The organism is Laspinema palackyanum D2c, from assembly GCF_025370875.1.
Taxonomy (GTDB): domain Bacteria; phylum Cyanobacteriota; class Cyanobacteriia; order Cyanobacteriales; family Laspinemataceae; genus Laspinema; species Laspinema palackyanum.
On sequence record NZ_JAMXFD010000015.1, the window covers coordinates 73,443 to 90,284 of the forward strand.

The following is a 16,842-nucleotide window of genomic DNA, read 5'->3' on the forward strand; positions in this document are numbered from 1 at the left end:
TTAGATAAAATTTCAAGAGATGAAATTAACTCTAGCTTATTCAAGCAACAGGCGATAAAATCCTACCGTATTTATCCCAAAATCCTGTTCTTAAAAGTAGTTTGTATCTCTTAGCCCGCCTGCGCGGGCTTCGTCCGCTTTCCTCCCCACCATGCATGGGTGCGGGTTGTTAGAAACTTTATTTACTCGCCCCAATTTCCCCTCTTTCGGGTTGATTGAGCGCTCTACAAGAGTGAAACAAGGCATTCACTTGATTAATGAGCTGTTCTGGAGCGATGGGTTTCGGGGAACAATCATCCGCCCCTGCTTCAAAAGCCGGGTCTTTATCTTCCCCGGTTTCTAGGCCAATTAACGCTAAAATTTTCAGAGGTTCCCGCGCCGGGGACTGACGCAAAGACTGGATCAGTTCCGATCCATTCATGCTCCCTAAGTCATAATTCAGAATTACCACAGTGGGTTGCAGGAGTTCAAATTGTTCGAGTGCCGTCGCCCCATCAATCATCCATACCACCTGATAACCAGCGGTGGTTAAAATATCGCAAATCAGGGTAGCACTCTCCTCACAATCCTCAATCAAAATGATGCGACCTTGTAGGGGTTCTGAACTAAAGGAATCACCCAGACGATTCGGAGAATTGGAGTTAGATAATAACCGCGCCGCAGGCAGATGGACGGTAAAAATAGAACCTTCGCCCACGGTGGATTGTACTTCAATCCATCCCCCATGAAGTTCGACGAGTTGTTTCGTTAAAGCGAGTCCGAGTCCCGTCCCGCCATATTGACGACGGTAGGAGGTATCCAATTGTTGAAAGTTTTTGAAGAGTAGGGATTGTTGGTCTTCGGGAATTCCGACGCCAGTATCTTCCACTTGGAATACCACATTTTTGCTCTCACTCCAAACTCGCAGGGTAACCGTTCCTCCGTTGGGGGTAAATTTAATCGCGTTGTTTAAGAGATTTAAGATAATTTGCTGCACGCGACGGCGATCGGCGATCCAAAGGTCGTTTTTTTGACCCTCTAAGGCCAGGGTCATTTCTAGTTCTAATCCGGCTTCAACCGCTTTGGGGGCGACGCTTTGCAAGCACTGGTGGGCGAGTTTAGTCAAGGAAAATTCGGTGATTTTTAAAATGGCTTTGCCTGCTTCTAACTGAGACAAGTCCAGAATGTCATTAATCAGTTCTAGGAGGTGTTCGCCACTATCATGAATGGTTTTGAGATATTCCTGCTGTTTGACACTCATTTGTCCAAAGGACCAGCGCAATAGGGTAGAAGACATCCCTATCACACAGGTTAAAGGCGTTCGCAATTCGTGACTCATGGTTGCCAAAAATTCGCTTTTGGCGCGATTGGCAGATTCAGCAGCGACTAGGGCATCGTGGAGGTCATGAGTGCGTTCGATGACTCGTTCTTCTAATGTTTTTTTTTGGCGATTGACTTGAGCGTACAGTTCGGCTTGGTGAATGGCTAAGGCTAAATGTTCGGCAATATGTTTAAGAAAGTCTTGTTCGCTGGGGAGCCAAAATCTGGTTTCAAAACATTGATGAGCAATTAACAGTCCCCAGAGGTTATCCTGAACAATGATCGGGACAATTAATTGGGCCTGAATGTGATTGTCTCGGAGAATTTTTAAACTGTTTTGGGATAAATTTGAGGCGGTGGAAACGTCGGCGATCGCCTGAATAAATCCTTTATAATATTGATCTCTAAATTCTGGTCCTGGCAGAAAAGAACCCCCTTCATTTTGAACTTGAAGGAGGGAGGGAACCTCGTCGGATGCTCGGGATTCGTAAGTGATAGCGCCGAGTTCCGGTTTTGCTTGGGTGGGAAATTGTTCATAGAGAAAGTCAGCATCCTCACCCTCTAACTCTTCCGAGACGGACTCGATTTCGTCCCAAAGGTGGAAAGATTCACGAGGTTTTTCTGGGGACGGTTTGCCATTGCCGGAGTTTACGGTTCGCGATGAATTTTGAGGGTTAAATTGAAAAATAGCCAATCGATCTACCTGGAGGAAATGACGCACCTGTTCCACGGCAGTAGATAAGATGGTGGGCAGTTCCAGACTCTGCCGAATCTGGGTGGTGACTTGATTTAAGAGTCGCTCTTGTTCGATTTGGTGGTGCAGGGCATTTTCTACAGGTTGACAGATGGAGACGCAGCTATCGGAGGCATAACTGGCACTGGGGCGGAAATCATCGGCAGTGAGCAAAGCGATCGCCGAGAGGGTAAATTCGCTCTGGAGTTGGGGATTATTCGGTTGGAGGTTGTGATGAGTGCCTTCGAGTTCATCGCGATCGAGATTGACGAGGGGCGATTGCTCTAACCGGGCTACAAATGCGGCCACCTGTGCGGGTTCAAAGGTTAAACCGACTTCCACCTGGGGCGATCGCCCTTCGATGGGTGGCGCGAGAGTCCCGATGCGATCCGGGCGATCGGCATTCGTCCCCTCAGCAGGTCCCCCCAACAGCAACACCCTAAACTCCTCCGAGAGGACTAGGGTAAACCATTGCCAAGGGTGATCCGAAGGAATTTCTTCGCTACCGAGGACCGATTCAGTCAGCACAACTGACCCTTGGCGTTTTCCCTGCTGCTGTAACAACTGGCGCAACTGCTCAAAGGTGTTATGGGATAAAGTTCTTCGTGAGACTTCTAAGGTCGGCATATTTTAAGCGCCTATTGGCAAAAGCTGAATGCGATGGGGGATTTTCCGGGGGAAAGGCTCGTCCTTGACCATGCCCTCAAACATTCCCCAATTCTATTGTTTTAGAATCACCCGGTGTAGCTTGCCCTAAAGCGGCTTCACCTGAGATTTCTAAGAAAAAGTTCAATAAATCTCTACTTACTGGCTTATTAGCTATAGTAGGGTGATTTTTCAAGTTTTGGGTCGGAAATTCTAGGTTTTTTGTACTCTTCACCTTTTCTTTAGAAGATAGACCTAAGACTGGGGACAGTTTGACTTTTAATCCATATCAGTATTTTTTCGGAATAATAAACATAGAGTTATCTCTATCTTAAAGAAAAATTGCCAGGGACTCGATTGCGGATTTATCCCGGATTGATTGATCAATGCCTCTAGGGCATCGGAACGGGATGAGATAGATAGGACAAGAAACAGGGATTCTGAGGGAGATTCCCTGCCACCTCAGCAGAGATTTTGTCCAGAAACCTGGTAGTCTACCTAACTCCTGTACTGACACCCTAGAAGTTCTGGGGCTGCGTCTGCCCTGGGGTTTGGTACGATGGACTGTGCCATTGTACTTAGATCGCTTCAGGAGACTCTCATGCATCGTCTAGCTGCTACCCCAGGAGGTTGGAACCCGCAGGAAGAGGGAGTGATTTTGGTCTCCCAGACTCCGGCACCCGTCGCGATCGTGACGGCGGCGGATACGGATATTCAAGCGATCGCCCAGGCCCTCCCCCACCTCCCCCCCGACTTTCCCGATTTGCGGGTGGTCAATCTGTTGCAACTGCAACAGCAACTGAGTATCGATACTTATGCAATGGAGGTCCTCTCCGAGGCACAGGTAATTGTCTTGAGATTGCTGGGAGGACGTGCTTATTGGTCCTACGGGTTGGAAGTCGTTCGAGAAACGGTGGAAAATACAGGGGCTCACCTGATTGTGATTCCCGGCGATGATGCCGGTGACCCCGATTTAATCGGTCATTCCTCGGTTCCCCTGGTTGTGGTCAACCAAGTCTGGCAATATTTTACCGAAGGCGGTGTCGATAATCTAGTGAATGCGCTCCAATTTATCGCCCAGGTTTGTTTAAAAAGAGAATATAATCCTGCCCCACCCATGCCAATCCCTCGGGTGGGACTTTATCCTTGGAAATCCGCCAGATTTGGACTTCCCAATGAACCGTTCACCCCAGAAGAAACAACTCTCAATCCCACGCGATCGGTTAATTTTAAATCTGGCTTAAATTCCGCTGAATTATCCCCCTCATTTCCCAAAGTAGGGATTCTATTTTATCGGGCTCATTACCTGGCTGGAAATACTGCCCCGATTGATGCACTTTGTCAAGGGTTGCGCGATCGCCACTTAGACCCGGTGCCGGTATTTGTCTCTTCTTTACGCGATCAAGATGTCCAAGCTGAACTGTTAACCTATCTGCAACCCCCTCACGCTGAAACCGTGCAGATAATATTAAATACCACAGGGTTTGCGATCGGTCAAGCGGTCCAGAGTTTACCCAGTACCCAAGACTCTGCTAACCCAGACCTGAAATTCTGGGAAACCCTCGATGTCCCCGTCTTGCAAGTAATTTTCAGTGGCGGCACTCAGCAACAGTGGGAATCGGGTTTTCAGGGACTTTCCCCCCGGGATATGGCGATGAATGTTGCCCTTCCGGAAGTGGATGGCCGAATTATTACTCGGGTGGTGTCGTTTAAGACGCTACAAGAAAATCATGTAAAACTGGAGACCCCGGTGGTGATGTACGAACCCCTGGGCGATCGCATTCATTTCGTCACCGATCTCGCTGCCAACTGGGTCAAACTCCGCCAAACTCCCCCCAGTCAGCGCAAAATTGCCTTAATTCTGGCCAATTATCCCAACCGAGATGGACGCCTCGCCAATGGGGTGGGTTTGGATACCCCGGCAAGTTGTATTGAAATCCTCAACGCCCTCCACAATGCCGGGTATTGGGTGGAAAATATCCCCACTACAGGGGACGAATTGATTCGCCTCCTCACTGCGGGAGTCACCAACGACCCGGAAGGGGAAGGATTGAGAAAAATTCGCCAAGTTTTGCCTGGGAAAGACTATCAATCCTATTTTGAAACCTTGCCGGAACCCGTTCGCCAAGGCATTGAGAATCGCTGGGGACAAAACCTTGGCGATCGCCTGACTTTGGAAACCCAAACTTTCCCCATTCCTGGAATTCAATTGGGCAATATCTTTATCGGAATTCAACCATCCCGAGGATACGACATCGACCCCAGTTTGAACTACCACGCCCCGGATTTAGAACCAACGCATGAATATTTAGCCTATTATTATTGGATTCGAGAATGCTTTGGTGCACAGGCAATTACTCATGTCGGCAAACATGGCAATTTAGAATGGTTACCGGGAAAAAGTATCGCCCTATCGGAAAATTGTTACCCAGAAGTTGCCCTGGGACCGATGCCGCATTTTTATCCGTTTATCGTGAATGACCCAGGAGAAGGCTCACAGGCCAAGCGGCGATCGCAAGCGGTAATTATTGACCACTTAACTCCGCCCATGACCCGGGCGGAATTATACGGTCCCCTGCAACAACTCGAAGGGTTAATCGATGAATATTATGAAGCCCAAAGTTTAGACCCGGTTCGCTTAAAACCGATTCGCAGTCGCCTGATTCAACTGGTAAAAAACCAACATTTGGATACAAAAGCATCTTGGGATAATCCATCCATTTCTACGGAGTCCGATCCAGAATTTACCGCATTAATTGCCAATTTGGATGGATATTTGTGTGAATTAAAAGAAGCGCAAATCCGAGATGGACTGCATATTTTTGGAAAATGTCCCCAAGGGCGGCAACTGGTGGATTTAATTGTGGCGATCGCCAGACATCCCGGAGGCAGTCGCCTCGGACTGACCCGCGCTTTAGCAGCGGATCAAGGACTCGACTTTGACCCGCTTACCAGTAATCCGGCGGAATTTTTGCCAGAATTGACGCCTAATTCTTCTCGTCGGACCATTGGAGATGCGATCGCCTTTTTAGAAGAAGAAGCAGCAGCATTAGTCACCCAAATTATCAACCCGACGGGTGAAATAATTCTCCCCAAACCCGACACTAATACAGCAAAAGAATTAGATTGGATTCGGGATTGTTTACTTCCGGCATTGCAACGAACTTCCGAAGAAATCACTCAATTATTGCGCGGATTTGAGGGGCGATATATCCCCAGTGGCGCATCCGGTGCACCCACCCGAGGGCGTCCCGAAGTGTTACCAACAGGACGCAATTTTTACTCCGTAGATATTCGGGCAATTCCCACCGAAACTGCTTGGGATATAGGACGGAGGGCCGCAGAAGAGGCGATCGAGCGCTACACTCAGGAAAATGGGGAATATCCACAAACCCTGGGATTATCCGTCTGGGGGACCTCCACCATGCGAACCGGGGGCGATGACATTGCCGAGGCCCTCGCCTTGCTCGGGGTGCGCCCCATCTGGGATGGACCCTCCCGGCGCGTGGTTGATTTTGAAATTCTGCCGGTTCGGGTTTTGGGGCGTCCGCGAGTCGATGTCACTTTGAGAGTGTCCGGATTTTTCCGCGATGCCTTTCCTAACTTAATTGATTTGTTCGATCGCGCGGTGGAAGCAGTGGCGAGTATGGAGGAACCGGCAACGGATAATCCCTTGGCGGCGCAAGTGCTGGTAGAAAGTGAGAAATGGCAAGGGTTGGGGTTGACTCCGGAACAGGCAAACCGGCGATCGCGGTATCGAGTCTTCGGGTCAAAACCGGGCGCTTATGGCGCGGGATTACAAGGATTAATCGAAGGGCAGAACTGGACTACTGACGCAGATTTGGCCCGGGCCTATATTAATTGGAGTAGTTACGCTTATACAGGGATGGGCAATGGACAGTCCGCCCCAGAAGCGTTTGAACAACGGTTAGGACAGATGCAGATTGTCTTACATAATCAAGATAATCGGGAACATGATTTACTGGATTCAGATGATTATTATCAGTTTCAAGGGGGGTTATTAGCGGCAGTGCGGGCAGTGCGAGGCACGGATGCGGTGGCATATTTTGGCGACCATTCTCTGCCCGAAAAGCCGAAAATTCGCCGGTTACAGGAGGAAATTGACCGCGTGTATCGATCGCGAGTGGTGAATCCGAAATGGATTGAGGGAGTGATGCGCCACGGGTATAAAGGTGCGTTTGAGATGGCCGCTACTGTAGATTTTTTGTTTGCCTACGATGCAACTGCACATTGTGTAGAGGATTTTATGTATGAAGGGGTGGCCCAGGCATATTTGTTAGATGACAAAGTGCGGAAGTTTATCCATCAGAAGAATCCTTGGGCGTTGCGCGATATGGCGGAACGGTTGTTAGAGGCGAATCAGCGCGGTTTGTGGGAAGGGGTAAAACAGCCGATGTTGGAGGAGTTACGGGCGATCGTGCATGATGCAGAAGGGGCGATCGAATCGGCGATCGTTTCCTAAACTAGAATAGAAGAATATCCACAACTTAGAGGTCCTTATGTTACGCGATATCAGCCTAAAAAATTATCGAATGTTCAAAGACTTTCAGATAGACGGGTTAGCGCGAGTCAACCTGCTAGTGGGCCCAAACAATAGTGGCAAAACCAGCTTGTTAGAAGCGATTCATTTGTTAGTGAATCCGGATAACATTAACGAGGTTTTTGATGAGGTTCTAGGTCCGCGAGGTCAGTTCCTCCTGGTTCCCGACCGCTGGGGTGATGAGCCAGAGATAGAGCATCAAATTAAAACTTTATTTTATCAGGAAATATTGACAAGTGAAGCCACTCTGTGCATTGAATCCAAAAGTGATGATTTACAATCCTTTGTACTGCAACTTTATCCTACTCCCGAATATATGGAGGGATTAAACTTGCCTGAATTCGTAACTAAAGCACTTCGCATAAATAATTATAATCTATTAGTATCCCACACCCAAGAAAAGCAAACAATTTATCACGCAACAAAAGTCACTGCTAAGGGAATAACTTCCAGCGATTTCCGGGGGTTAACTCGTTCTGATCCTCCTCTTTTCCAGTCTCGACAGAGCGTTTTAATGACCCTCGAACGGCTCAAATTGGTTACCCTAGTCGAAATGTGGAATGAGATTGCCCTCACTCCCAAAGAAGAGCAGATCATCAAGGGATTGCAAATTTTAGAACCGGACATTGAACGATTTAGTTTTATTGGAGGGACAACGACTGCCAGTGGGGTTCTCATCAAACTGCGAGGCCGAGAGCATCCCGTTACCTTGGGGAGCATGGGCGAGGGAATGAAACAAATGTTAAATCTAGTCATGGCTGCGGTGACTGTTGAAAATGGAATTTTGCTAGTTGATGAAATCGAAAGCGGATTGTATTATGATGTTCAGGCAGATATGTGGAGATTACTCATAGAAATTGCCCAAGAATTGAATATCCAGATTTTTGCAACTACTCACAGTTGGGATTGTGTGAGGGGTTTTGCGGCAGCGTTAAGCGAAACCCCAGAAAGTGATGTAGGAAAATTATTTCGGTTAAGCTGGCGGGGTGAATTAATTCGCGCTATTGATTATCCAGCGGAGCAATTAGAAAAAGCAGTCGATTACGGAATTGAGGTACGGTGATGGCAGGGCTATTTCATTCTAGTCTAAGACATGATAGAATACCAGAGTAATCTCACCGAGGGGTCAGTTCAAAATGTCTCAGATAGCCATTGTTGAAGCATTTGCCGATCTGGAGGATTGCCGACGGCAAGCAGGCAAGCGCCATAAACAAAGCCTCTGTCTAGCCTTATTTACCCTCGGTGTTGCCGCTGGAAATCGGGGGTTTATAGCGATTGGAGATTGGTTAAAAGCCTACCATGATGAACTCTTGGAAGTATTTAAACCTGAGAAAAACCGCTTACCCTCTTACAGTACGATTCGACGAACGGTATTACGAATTGAGCAGCAACGCTACTCAGCCTGTTTATCTCGTTTTTTTGGGATTACTCCAATAGAGAGCGAAACTATTGCAGTGGACGGCAAAGTTTTACGAGGGTCTTATGAAGCCATTAATGACGACGTTAATGTAGATTCTCATCCGGCCATTATGGAAGGCAAGTGCCTACATCGTAGAACGAGGGCTAATTCTTGACCCCTACGAAGTTGATTCAAAAACTAATGAAATCACCGCTTTACCCGCATTTATCAAAGAAATGGCCCTTAAGGGTGTAGTGTTCGCTTTTGATGCAATCAGTACCCAAAAAAAACTGCTCAAGTCATTGTAGAAAGCGGCAATGACTACATTGGGGCCCTCAAAGGCAACCAATCAGGTCTACTCGAAGCAGTCCAAGCCAATTTTGAAGCTATTCAGACTCATGAATCGAACAATGTTGGTCATGGTCGAGTTGAAAAACGCACGGTCAGCATTAGTAATAATTTAGATAAAATTCCTGAGTTTCCTGGACTAAAGACCTTGATTCGTGTTGAGTCATACCGAGAAGTCCATCGAGCAAATATTATTGAAACAAGTGTTGAAGTTCGTTTTTATGTTTCTTCTTTGATGGAAACGGCTGAAGAATTTGCCAAGCGAATTCGAGGTTATTGGGGAGTCGAAAACAAAGTTCATTATGTCCGGGATGTAACGATGGGTGAAGATGCTTCTCGTATAAGAACAAAACCCTTGGTTCAAATTTGGGCGGTCGCTCGAAATTTTGCACTGAACATATACCGCGATTATGGATTTCATAATATGGCTCAAGCCCAACGTCTGGCGGGATTTGGCCTTAAACTAATTAAGGAGTTGTTTAGAATGAAATAGCCCTGACGGTGATGGGGAAACGATCTAAAAACTTAACGCCTCCCAATCAGCTATTAGTTGAAGGCAAAAATGACTACCACGTTATTTGTAACTTATGTAAACAATATAATATCAATATCCCCAATACGTTTGAGGTAAAATTTCCTGAACCAGGGGCAGAAGGGGTCAAGAACCTATTAGATGGTTTGCCCGTGAAATTGAAGGAAGAGAATTTAAGAATCTTGGGAATCGTAGTGGATGCGGACCAAGATTTAGCCGCGCGATGGCAATCGATTAGAGGTAAGTTGAGTGCCAGCGGTTATCCCGAGTCAGATATCCCCGATTCACCACAGGAAAAGGGGTGGGTTTATCAACCGAAAAATCTTTTTTTGAAGCGGGTGGGAGTTTGGGTGATGCCGAATAATCAACTGCCGGGAATGTTAGAGGATTTTGTAGCATTGTTGATGCCAGAAGATGATAAGTTGCGTCCGAAAGCGGAAGAGATTTTAAGAGAAATTGAAAGAGATGGACTCAACCGATATGGAGAAATTCATCGTGCAAAGGCGCTGATTCATACTTGGTTGGCATGGCAGGAGACTCCAGGAATGCCGATGGGACTGGCAATTACGGCGCGGGTTTTGCGGAGGGAGTCTGCGATCGCCCAAGTTTTTGCAGACTGGTTACAACAACTATTTCAGGCTGAAATCCCTGAAACCAACGGCTAAATTTAGATTATCCTATAAAAAATTGCATTCTTTACAATCGCCTAAACATAAGTTGATATAAAAAAAGTTCCCCTCAAGTATTCCCCCTGAAGCAACTATTTTTGAGCGAGAGGCCACCACTCTAATTAAAACAGGATATAGCGGTTCCCCCAGTTATGAGGTACAGATAGCTATTAAGAACCTGAGCATCTTGCTCACTTCAATGAAGAGCGAACAAGATGTAAAATGATTAAATCTTCCGGCAATGAATTATCCCTTATTTAGAGTGATAATCTCCCGCCAAGCGGCGACAATATCCCGTTCTTCTTGTTCTGCGGAATAATTGGTTTTAATAAAATCTGCTGCTTTTTTATGCTTTTCCATTAAAATCTGAGGTTGGGTATTATAAGTCGCAATCAGCTTTTCGACGGTGTGAGCAAATCCAATGATATCCCCACTTTCTATCGGGAACGAAAAATCCGGTAAAAAATATTCCTTCCCACCCCATCCATGATATCCCACGGCTAAACAGCCCGAAGCCATTGCTTCAGCGGGGGGTAAGGAAAAGCCCTCGGAATAACAAAAGCTCAAAAACATTAACGACTCTCGGAAAATTTGGGCAACTTCTTGTTGAGGTTTGTTTTCGATGGGGATTAGCTCAAATCCATTTAAAGCATTTCTAAATTTTAAAATATTAATCACCTGTTTAGCGTCTCGTTGCATTTTTCGATCCATCCAGCAAATTTGTTTTTTCTTAACGGGATGATAGTAAAACAGGTCGGTATCAATAGAATGATGAATCCGAAAGAGTCGTTTTTGGGGAAAGACATACTTTAAATAATCCCAACTATTTTCCGAGGCAACCATGACGGCGACTACTTCGGGAGAGAGATAGGGGGTTTCTAAGTGATGTTTGTCGAAAGAATATTCATTAAAGGTATTATAGCACCCTTGATTGTAAATCACTTTGCGGAGGCCCGGTAAGAGATTGCCACTTTGGGGTGTTGCGGTTTCAGGCATCACGAAAAAGTCATTAGCCTTGAGTTGGATTTGAGTAAGATAAGCGATTTGGGTTTTATTTTCAAACCAATTGCATCGAAAGCCTTCCTCATCATGCACGATAAAAGCGGAAAATCCATTTTTATTTAAAACATCAACGTGACGATAGAGCATTTTCACCCCGCCAATCGGTACGTTGGTGTCTGGGTAGCAGACAAAATAAATACTGGGTTGCATCATGTTTCGGAAGGTCGAGAGTCCATTACAGCATGGATGAATGGAGGGGAAGACTAGATAGAATTAGTCCCGGTAGGGCGTTGGTACAGTCGGGTTAGAAACCGGGTTTCTTAACCAAATCTGTTGCAATTTGGCACAAACCTCGGCAAGAAACCCGGTTTCTTGTCCTTGAGGGCTAAAACCTTACAAAGTGCTAGTTGGGGCATCCATTCATCGGTTCATTTATTTTAAGACGCAAAGGGGTCAAAGAACTGCCCCTTGCTTGGGGTGAATGGAAACTACGGCGTCTTGTAGAGAGAGTTTGCGGACTTTGCCTTTGAAGAGGTTGATTTGGTAAACTTGGCGGTGGGTGAGGTCGAAGGCGGATAACCAGCCACTCATGGGGTGATAAGCCCCAGTGTCAATATCCAGCCAACCGTTGCCTTTAGCGAGTTGTCCGGGTTTGATGCCTTTAAAAGTAAAGGTGATGGTATGGCCGACTACGATGAGTTTAGTGGGAAAGTAGGGCTTGCGGATATTGTGGAAGGGTGCGCGAATCCAGCAAAAGTCTTCGGCACCTTGATCCTGGATGGGGAGATCGGGATGAACCCCGGCATGAACTAACCAGGCATCGCCCAAATCCAGATAGAGGGGAAGGGTTTGCATCCAGGCGACATCTTCTAAAAGTGCTTCGCTGGGATGGGAGTAGAGTTTGGGATAGCTAGTTAAGGTACTTTGTCCCCCACTGTAGCGCCAAGCTTGGAGTGCGGCTTGATTGACTTTGCCATTGCCGCAGGCGGTGATGAGAAGATGTTCGTGGTTACCGAGGAGGCAGGTAAATTGATTGTCCCGGACTAATTTAACCACGGAGGCACTATCGGGACCGCGATCGATTAAGTCGCCGAGGAAGTAGAGGCGATCGTCTGCGGTGGGACCGATCGCATCTAGGAGTTTCACGAGTGCCTCATAATGACCGTGCACATCCCCGATCGCAATGCGTCGGTAGTTAATTTTGCTCATGGAGTTGCCTGGGTAAACAAGCTGGGCTATTCCTGCTCTAGGGTAAAAAAAACGACCCCAGTCCGTCCCTATCTATAAATTTCGACTCGGACGCACTGGAGTCCTGTTCCTATTATTCCCCGATTATTGACTTAATGCCCGTAAAAAGCGCTTCATATTCGTCATTAAGCCCGGTTTTTTCGGGGCAGTTAAAGGCTTGTTGGCGGCTTCATCCGTCGATTCTTCAACGGTACCAGTAGCTTGGGTAATTAATCGTTCTAAGTCGTCACCGACGGGTTTGCTTGCAGTTTCTGAAATGAGTTTGTAGGTATCGCCGGTTTCCAGCCAGACTTGCCAGGGACTGGGGTAGCAGCGAAAGACTGCATATCCTTCGTTCGGTTGGATGTAGTAGCAGGATTCAATCGTGGAGAGAAATCGTTCCCTCAGTTGTCTTCCGGCTAAACCAATGCCGATAATAGCGACATTTTCCAACTTCGGCAGTAGAATCACCGTGGGGCGATCGCCTGCTTGTTCGCACATTTTCTCTAGGGTATTGACTTCGACAGCAGAGGGTTCCACAAACAGGAATCCTTCGTCTTCCGGTTGCATTTGACCTTTGGGTTCACTCAATCCGCGAATGATATAGGGCCTCTCTCCCCAATCGCGACGGGCTAAGGCAGCGGCCCCAGCATCGGGAAAGTACACTTTAAAGCGATCGCCAAACAACTCCTCGAAGAGGGGGAGAAATTCTTCGGCGATCGGTTGGACTTTCAATTCCGGAATCCCAATTTCGACTTGTACCAGTCGGTATCCATCCTCTAAGGCAGCTTTGGTGGCTGTTTTCGCTTGGGCGATCGCCTCATCTAAATCTTTAGGTAGTTCAGGCATTAATCTTTCAATTGTCAACGGGTTTATTTTTACGCTTCAGGGTTCGACAGAATCACGGGTTCTTCTATCTAGGCGATCGGCACAGTCATGGCAAGACAAACGGGGTTTTTTCACAACGTTTCTGCGGCATTTGCCCCCAATTTAGGCAAAACACCCGATTTCTGGTCCCGGGGAACTCATCCTGTACCGATGCCCCAGTCCCCCTCATTGTAAATCGAATCGGGTGAGATTCCCCCTCCACTCCGGTGCCTTCCTCCCTTCCGGTCCCCTCCCCTTGGCAAGGGGAGGGTTAGGGTGGGGTCCACCCCCGACTTACAACAACAATCCAGCGATGCAAGCGGTCATAAAACAGGCAATGGAACCCGCGAACATTGCTCTGACTCCTAATCGGGCTAAATCTCCTTGGCGATCGGGTGCGATCGCGCTGATGCCACCAATTTGAATGGCGATCGACCCCAAGTTAGAAAATCCACATAACGCATAAGTGGCAATCACCACGGAACGCGGAGAAATTGCCTGATTTTCAATCAATTGTTTTAAATCCAGATAAGCAATAAACTCATTCAAAATCGTCTTTTTTCCCAGCAGCATTCCCACCGCTTCCGCATCAGCCCAGGGAACTCCCATCAACCAAGCGATCGGGGCCATGATATAGGATAAAATCAACTCCAAAGACAGGGAAGAAATTCCCACCCAACTGCCCATCCATCCCAACACCGCATTCAAAAAGGCGACCAATCCTAAAAAAGCAATCAACATCGCTGCTACATTTAAGGCTAATTTTAACCCTTCAATTGCCCCGGATGTGATAGCATCAATGGCATTGATATAAGGACTTTCTCCGTTGATTTCTATTTTGCCTGCGGTGGAAGATTTTTCGGTTTCCGGATACAATACCTTAGAAACCGCTAGAGATGCCGGTGCAGACATCACCGAAGCGGATAGCAGATGTTCCACGGGAATTCCAAAAGAAATATAGGCCGCTAATACGCCACCCGCAATGGTGGCAAATCCTCCGGTCATCACCGCATGAAGTTCGGAATTTGTCATTGCTGCAATATAGGGTTTAATCAGCAGAGGGGCTTCCACTTGTCCGACAAAAATATTCGCCGCAGAGGAGAGGGATTCGGCCCCGGAAGTTTTCATGGTTCGCATCATTACCCAAGCAATCCCCTGGACCACCCGCTGTAAAATTCCGTAGTGATAGAGGAGGGTAATGCAGGCGGAAAAAAAGATGATGGTAGGCAAAATTTTAAAGGCAAAAAAATGTTCTTTGAAGTTTTCGCCAAAGACAAAAGCAGACCCCACATCGGCAAAATTTAGAAAGTCATTGACCCGATCGCCTAAAAACTTAAATAAGGCAAAACCCAGGCTTGTCCTGAGAATAAACAGAGCAAAAAACAGTTGTAACCCAATTCCCCAGAGGACCGTTCGCCACCGGATGGCTTTTCGGTTAACGGAAAAAGCATAAGCGATTCCCACAAATGTAATTAATCCCAATAGAGAAATTAAGCGTTCCATGACCTTCCCCCCAAAGCGCCAGAATAGTCAAATCATATCAAGTTAGCTGGACAAAAGCGATCGCCAGAAATCGTGATCCCCAAAGCCCTCCTGGAAAAAGGAAGGACCTGGGTAGATTTTGTCAAGCGGTCTATTATAGGAATATTCTTTATCTCTTCAAGAGTTAAGCCTATGAAGCGTCGAGATTTTTTAAGCTGGGTTGGTGTCGGTGGGGTTGCCAGTTTTTTGCCAATGGCGATCGCCGCCTGTACTCCCTCGGGAGAATCCGCAGCGGAAGTATCGACTACCCCAGGTAACTTTGAGGCAGTCGGGACCGTCTCCGAATTAGAGAGTCAGGGTCAAATTCTCAATGAAAATTTTGAAAATGGAGCCATTTCTGTAACCCGCAATCCAGAAAATGCTGAACTCCTTTATGCCGTGAATCCGACTTGTACTCATAAAGGCTGTCTGGTAGATTGGAACGCAGGAGAACGCAAGTACATCTGTCCCTGTCATGGTAGCGAATATTCTCCCGATGGCACCCTTCTCAAAGGTCCAGCGGAAGAAAATCTCCCGCCCTATTTAGTCAAAATAGAAGGAGAGCAGGTGTTAGTTCAAGCGATTTAAAGCCTAAATCTACTACAACTCTAATGCTGATTCATTGCCACCTTTGATCGCAGAACTGGGGAAAATAACTCTTCCCTCAAAGGCGATCGCCCTGCCTAAAAATTTCCCCTGTATTCATCCCGACTTTGGACAACAGGATCCGTATAGCGTCCATGCCTACCTTATGAGTTAGGAGAACAGGGATGCAACTCCAGTTTTTAGGCAGGGTTAGCCTATTTTTATTCTTTTTTTCGCTACCCGCCCTCATGCAACCGTTAGATCCAGCCCATTGTTCCACCGCGAGTCGGAATCAACCCATTCCCAATTCTACCCGGGACAAACTTGCTGAATCTATCCTCACTACCCCCAAAAAGAGCTCCAAGACTATCCAGTTGGCCATGTTTGGACTGCCAGACGACCCACTCCAGGGAGATCGCCGCAATACCAAGGATTTAAGTGCTATCTCCCTTGCCCAGTTCCATACAGCTACTTGTCGCCGGTAATCCCTAGGGGCGCAGGTTTTGCGCCCTTGCTTGTCACAATTTTCCCCTGACTGCTTTGATAATCCGGGGGTGGAAAGATTTGGGGCGATCGCGCCTACAGCAATCCTAAATGATTTGTAACCAAAAAAGCGAGCAAGATGCTCGCACTACAAGGGTTTCAACCTTGGACCCATTCCCCAACCTCTTTAAGACTGGTATAGACTTCTAACTCTTATGATAATCTGACAGCAGATATCCACCTATCCCCCTCTTTCTGTCCAGTGGATTCGGAGGGATGGCTCAACCCGTTGAAAAGGGAAGTTAGTTCACCCCTCAGTTGTGTCTCGCTAAAGTAGGACGACTTGATTTTATGAAGATTTTGGATCGCCAAGGCCGCTTATTTGGCAAAATCAGCATTCTTGACCTGGGTGCTGCCTTGGTCATTCTCCTGGTTGTCATCGGCATCTTTTTCTTTCCCGGTACTTCCGGTTCCGTTGCCCAAATTGGTGGGGTAACCACGAAACCTGTTGAGGTTGATTTGATTGTCCGGGGACTGAGTGTGCGGGACCCGGAAGCCCTGGTTCGGGAATTTCAAGAAAAGGGCAAAACCAATGTAATTATCCGCAATCAGCCCTATGGTCAAGTTGACGTCAAATCGGTACAGCTTTTAACCCGAACCCTAGCAGTTCCCCAACCCGATGGTTCTGTTAAGGCATTACCAGACCCTAGGCAGGAAGAGTCGTTTAGCGCTAATTTACTGATGACCGTGGCGGGAAATGCCAAAATTACCGATGATGGCCCAGTTCTGGGCAATAGCAAAGTCAAAATCGGCACGCCGATGGAACTGGAAGGTACCACCTATAACTTTAATGCCAGTGTGATTGATGTCCGGGTTCCATAAGCCGCGATCGCCTCAATTTTAAAACAGTTAGAAACCGGGTTTCTTCACCCCCTTTTTGGCACTCTGTCAAAAATCTGGGCTAGAAACCCG

Annotated in this window: 12 protein-coding genes and 1 pseudogene; 8 read left to right on the top strand and 5 right to left on the bottom strand. The window is 47.1% G+C overall.

Going from position 1 to position 16,842, the window contains the following annotated elements:
* Positions 1 to 178 precede the first annotated feature (178 nt).
* Positions 179 to 2,659 carry a hybrid sensor histidine kinase/response regulator gene (locus NG795_RS17475; protein WP_367289919.1) on the bottom strand — a complete coding sequence of 827 codons (2,481 nt, stop codon included), beginning with the start codon at positions 2,657 to 2,659 and terminating at the stop codon, positions 179 to 181.
* Positions 2,660 to 3,278: 619 nt separating this feature from the next.
* Here NG795_RS17475 and cobN point away from each other — a divergent pair.
* The 5 genes and pseudogenes from cobN to NG795_RS17500 all read left to right on the top strand — a co-directional run bounded on the left by cobN (position 3,279) and on the right by NG795_RS17500 (position 10,182).
* Positions 3,279 to 7,160 (top strand): cobaltochelatase subunit CobN, encoded by a 3,882-nt coding sequence (gene cobN, locus NG795_RS17480; protein WP_367289920.1) that lies wholly within the window; start codon positions 3,279 to 3,281, stop codon positions 7,158 to 7,160.
* A 37-nt stretch (positions 7,161 to 7,197) separates the two neighbouring features.
* Positions 7,198 to 8,301: an AAA family ATPase gene (locus NG795_RS17485; protein WP_367289921.1), complete on the top strand. Its 1,104-nt coding sequence runs from the start codon at positions 7,198 to 7,200 to the stop codon at positions 8,299 to 8,301.
* Between the two features lie 73 nt (positions 8,302 to 8,374).
* A complete protein-coding gene (locus tag NG795_RS17490) occupies positions 8,375 to 8,812 on the top strand; it encodes a transposase family protein (RefSeq protein WP_367289922.1) in 438 nt (145 codons plus the stop codon).
* 120 nt (positions 8,813 to 8,932) lie between these two features.
* Positions 8,933 to 9,478: pseudogene (locus NG795_RS17495) on the top strand (ISAs1 family transposase); the annotation flags it as partial.
* An 11-nt stretch (positions 9,479 to 9,489) separates the two neighbouring features.
* On the top strand, positions 9,490 to 10,182 hold the full coding sequence (locus NG795_RS17500) for a DUF3226 domain-containing protein (protein ID WP_367289923.1): 693 nt from the start codon (positions 9,490 to 9,492) through the stop codon (positions 10,180 to 10,182).
* Positions 10,183 to 10,431: 249 nt separating this feature from the next.
* Here the strand turns inward: NG795_RS17500 and NG795_RS17505 are convergent, their stop codons facing one another.
* The 4 genes from NG795_RS17505 to NG795_RS17520 form a co-directional block, all read right to left on the bottom strand.
* A complete protein-coding gene (locus tag NG795_RS17505; protein WP_367289924.1) occupies positions 10,432 to 11,400 on the bottom strand; it encodes a glycosyltransferase in 969 nt (322 codons plus the stop codon).
* A gap of 240 nt (positions 11,401 to 11,640) precedes the next feature.
* The gene (locus NG795_RS17510) at positions 11,641 to 12,396 is read right to left on the bottom strand and encodes a metallophosphoesterase family protein (protein ID WP_367289925.1); all 756 of its coding nucleotides are present in this window, start codon (positions 12,394 to 12,396) and stop codon (positions 11,641 to 11,643) included.
* Positions 12,397 to 12,519: 123 nt separating this feature from the next.
* A complete protein-coding gene (locus NG795_RS17515) occupies positions 12,520 to 13,263 on the bottom strand; it encodes a DUF1995 family protein (RefSeq protein WP_367289926.1) in 744 nt (247 codons plus the stop codon).
* 312 nt (positions 13,264 to 13,575) lie between these two features.
* Positions 13,576 to 14,784: a NupC/NupG family nucleoside CNT transporter gene (locus NG795_RS17520; RefSeq protein WP_367289927.1), complete on the bottom strand. Its 1,209-nt coding sequence runs from the start codon at positions 14,782 to 14,784 to the stop codon at positions 13,576 to 13,578.
* A gap of 171 nt (positions 14,785 to 14,955) precedes the next feature.
* On the opposite strand from NG795_RS17520, the gene NG795_RS17525 reads away from it, so the two are divergent.
* From NG795_RS17525 to NG795_RS17535, 3 genes are all read left to right on the top strand, one after another.
* On the top strand, positions 14,956 to 15,390 hold the full coding sequence (locus NG795_RS17525; protein WP_367289928.1) for a QcrA and Rieske domain-containing protein: 435 nt from the start codon (positions 14,956 to 14,958) through the stop codon (positions 15,388 to 15,390).
* A gap of 182 nt (positions 15,391 to 15,572) precedes the next feature.
* Positions 15,573 to 15,872 carry a hypothetical protein gene (locus NG795_RS17530; protein ID WP_367289929.1) on the top strand — a complete coding sequence of 100 codons (300 nt, stop codon included), beginning with the start codon at positions 15,573 to 15,575 and terminating at the stop codon, positions 15,870 to 15,872.
* Positions 15,873 to 16,221: 349 nt separating this feature from the next.
* Positions 16,222 to 16,752, top strand: a complete 531-nt coding sequence (locus tag NG795_RS17535) for a DUF4330 domain-containing protein (RefSeq protein WP_367289930.1) — start codon at positions 16,222 to 16,224, stop codon at positions 16,750 to 16,752.
* Positions 16,753 to 16,842: the final 90 nt, after the last annotated feature.

Excerpts from the sequence above, each read along its gene's own strand:
- NG795_RS17475 (WP_367289919.1), bottom strand. The coding sequence starts at position 2,659 with ATGCCGACCTTAGAAGTCTCACGAAGAACTTTATCCCATAACACCTTT.
- cobN (WP_367289920.1), top strand. The coding sequence starts at position 3,279 with ATGCATCGTCTAGCTGCTACCCCAGGAGGTTGGAACCCGCAGGAAGAG.
- NG795_RS17485 (WP_367289921.1), top strand. The coding sequence starts at position 7,198 with ATGTTACGCGATATCAGCCTAAAAAATTATCGAATGTTCAAAGACTTT.
- NG795_RS17490 (WP_367289922.1), top strand. The coding sequence starts at position 8,375 with ATGTCTCAGATAGCCATTGTTGAAGCATTTGCCGATCTGGAGGATTGC.
- NG795_RS17500 (WP_367289923.1), top strand. The coding sequence starts at position 9,490 with ATGGGGAAACGATCTAAAAACTTAACGCCTCCCAATCAGCTATTAGTT.
- NG795_RS17505 (WP_367289924.1), bottom strand. The coding sequence starts at position 11,400 with ATGATGCAACCCAGTATTTATTTTGTCTGCTACCCAGACACCAACGTA.
- NG795_RS17510 (WP_367289925.1), bottom strand. The coding sequence starts at position 12,396 with ATGAGCAAAATTAACTACCGACGCATTGCGATCGGGGATGTGCACGGT.
- NG795_RS17515 (WP_367289926.1), bottom strand. The coding sequence starts at position 13,263 with ATGCCTGAACTACCTAAAGATTTAGATGAGGCGATCGCCCAAGCGAAA.
- NG795_RS17520 (WP_367289927.1), bottom strand. The coding sequence starts at position 14,784 with ATGGAACGCTTAATTTCTCTATTGGGATTAATTACATTTGTGGGAATC.
- NG795_RS17525 (WP_367289928.1), top strand. The coding sequence starts at position 14,956 with ATGAAGCGTCGAGATTTTTTAAGCTGGGTTGGTGTCGGTGGGGTTGCC.
- NG795_RS17530 (WP_367289929.1), top strand. The coding sequence starts at position 15,573 with ATGCAACTCCAGTTTTTAGGCAGGGTTAGCCTATTTTTATTCTTTTTT.
- NG795_RS17535 (WP_367289930.1), top strand. The coding sequence starts at position 16,222 with ATGAAGATTTTGGATCGCCAAGGCCGCTTATTTGGCAAAATCAGCATT.